At 48.3% G+C, this 2,564-nt stretch carries 3 protein-coding genes and 1 pseudogene; 3 read left to right on the plus strand and 1 reads right to left on the minus strand.

Going from position 1 to position 2,564, the window contains the following annotated elements; genetic code table 11:
• Nucleotides 1-337: hypothetical protein (locus AC2JBO_RS44455; protein ID WP_496960003.1), on the plus strand; the 337-nt coding region annotated here is incomplete at its 5' end.
• A gap of 72 nt (nt 338-409) precedes the next feature.
• Here AC2JBO_RS44455 and AC2JBO_RS44460 read toward each other — a convergent pair.
• Nucleotides 410-778, minus strand: coding sequence for an NADH-quinone oxidoreductase subunit B family protein (locus AC2JBO_RS44460; protein ID WP_496960004.1), 369 nt, complete (start codon nt 776-778; stop codon nt 410-412).
• 424 nt (nt 779-1,202) lie between these two features.
• Here AC2JBO_RS44460 and avd point away from each other — a divergent pair, with 424 nt between their 5' ends.
• Both avd and AC2JBO_RS44470 read left to right on the plus strand, forming a co-directional pair.
• Nucleotides 1,203-1,553, plus strand: coding sequence for a diversity-generating retroelement protein Avd (gene avd, locus AC2JBO_RS44465; protein ID WP_496960005.1), 351 nt, complete (start codon nt 1,203-1,205; stop codon nt 1,551-1,553).
• Between the two features lie 147 nt (nt 1,554-1,700).
• Nucleotides 1,701-2,510, plus strand: a pseudogene (locus AC2JBO_RS44470) (RNA-directed DNA polymerase); the annotation flags it as partial.
• Nucleotides 2,511-2,564 lie beyond the last annotated feature (54 nt).

Consider the following 2,564-nt stretch of genomic DNA (forward strand, 5'->3'; position numbering starts at 1 on the left):
CATCGCCGCCGCCCTGCTGGGCGCGCCGCTGCTGCTGACCGCGCCGGCCGGCGCCCAGGCGCTGTCCGCGCCCACGCCGCAGGTGACCGAAGGCGCCGCGGCACCCCAGGCCGCCACCCCACGCCGCACCCGCCGCAGCGCCGCGACCACCCCGCGCCGCACGCGGGAGGCGCGCGCCACCCGCCGCGCGCGCACCGCTGAAACCCGCGCCGCCCGCCAGGGCCGCAGCGCCGAAACCCGCCAGGCGCGCCGCCTCCGCACCGCGGAAGCCCGGACCGCACGCCAGGCCGGCCAGCCGCGCCGCGCCCGCCAAGCGGCGCAGTCGCGGCAGGGCTGAAACGGCGCAGCCGCGCCAGGGCTGATCAGCGCCCAAAAAGCACCGGTCGCGGCAACGCGGCCGGGCTTCGGTTCAGCCCTGCGCCTGCATCAGCGCCAGCAGCCCCTCCAGCATCTGCGCCGGGCTGGGCGGGCAGCCGGGGATCAGCAGATCCACCGGCAGCACCTGCGCCACGCCCCCTTCCACCGCATAGCTGCCCTTGAAGACGCCGCCATCCACCGCGCAATCGCCGGCTGCCACCACCCAGCAGGGCTCCGCCGCGGCGGCGCGGGTGCGTTCCAGCGCCTCCCGCATGTTGCGGGTCACCGGGCCGGTCACCAGCAGCACATCGGCATGGCGGGGGGAGGCGACGAAGCGCAGGCCGAGCCGTTCCAGATCATACAGCACGCCGGACATGGCGTGGATTTCCAGCTCGCAGCCATTGCAGGACCCGGCATCCACCTGGCGGATCGCCAGGCTGCGGCCGAGCCGGGCGCGGGAGGTCGCCTCCAGCTTCTGGGCGAGTTTTTACAAATCATTTAGGATTGCTATATATTCCATAATCATTCAATCTTCTTTATTTCCAGTCGTACCACTTGAACTAACTTTTAACGTTATATAGAAAAACTGACCCATAACCTAATTTCTCAACCCCTCCCATATAAAGAGACAGTACATTAGCTCTATTTTTTGTAGAAGAGGTTCTTGTGTCTAATAAAAGTACTAACCTTTACTATTTGTATCAATACATAACAGTATTAAAATCTGCGACAGAACATTAAGCTGGATTTCGATAGGCGACATCATGTAACGACTTGTGATTTGGAAGTTAATTATGTAGTAAGTTGAATATTCAGTTGAGCAGAGAAAAATTATAAGAGGCGAAATGAGCGAATTACCAATAATTAACAAAACCTACGAACTGATTAAATGGTATGTGCCGATTTTAAATCGTATGCCTAAAGACCATAAGTTTGGCATTGCCGATAGAATCACCAACAGACTTTATGATTTATTAGAAGGCTTGTCAGAAGCGCGATATGATAGTGAAAAGTTACAAAAGTTAAAGCGGTTGAATGCAAAAATAGATATTTTACGGCTTTTTTCAAGATTGCTACATGATTTTAATCTTTTTGATAACAAACGCTCTGAATATGTTGGAAAGCAAATTAATGAAATAGGTAGAGATTTAGGTGGGTGGATTAAGCAACAGCAAACAGATAAAGATAATCAATAATTTTTGGAATGAATTAAGAGGATGTGTTGAAAGTGTTTGATTACGCATAAGTTAAAAATCCCCCCTAACCCCCCTTAATAAGGGGGGTTGGGGGGATCAAACTTAGCTCAATAATAAATTTCGCTTGTCTAATTAATAATATTTACTATGAAAAGACACGGCAACCTTTATCCACAAATTACAAACTATAAAAATTTACTTTCAGCGGCGAATAAAGCACAAAAAGGTAAACGAAATCAAGAGGTTGTTTCAAAATTTATTTACTCTAGGGAAGTAGAATTAGAGCAAATGCAAAATGAATTAGAATCAAAAACATATCAACCAGGCGCCTATAAAACATTTGAGATATTAGAACCAAGACCACGAATGATTTCTGCAGCGCCATACCGAGATAGAGTTGTACATCATGCACTTTGTAATATTGTATTACCAATTTTTGAAAGAACTTATATAGATGATACCTATGCTAATCGTTTAGGCTATGGTACTCACCGCGCGCTACGTCGTTTTACTAACTTCGCACGTTCGAGTCGCTATATTTTGCAGTGCGATATTAAAAAGTACTTTCCCAGTATTGACCATGAAATCCTCAAAACTTTGTTACGTCGAAAAATCAAATGTAAAGACACTTTATGGTTATTAGACACAATTATTGACAACAGTAATCCACAAATCCCCATAATAGAATATTTTCCTGGGGATGATTTACTTACACCTTTATTGAGACGACGCGGTTTGCCTGTTGGTAATCTTACCAGCCAATTTTTTGGCAACGTTTACCTCAATGGTTTCGACCACTTTATCAAAGAGCGACTTAACGTTAGTAAATATGTTCGTTATGTCGATGATTTTGCTTTATTTTCTGGTGATAGGAGTTTTTTAGTAGAAGCGAGATTGGCAATGGAAGAATATTTAGCGAGTCTGAGATTAAAACTACATCCTATCAAACAATACCTTCGCCAGATTTAAGAACTGCTGGAGCAGGCACTAGCTGGGTGAATGCGCCCTAAA

Source organism: Calothrix sp. CBUCES-K 9914, from assembly GCF_059640475.1.

What these genes read in the sequence shown, in the direction of transcription:
- avd (WP_496960005.1), top strand. Translation starts at nt 1,203, where the DNA reads ATGAGCGAATTACCAATAATTAACAAAACCTACGAACTGATTAAATGG.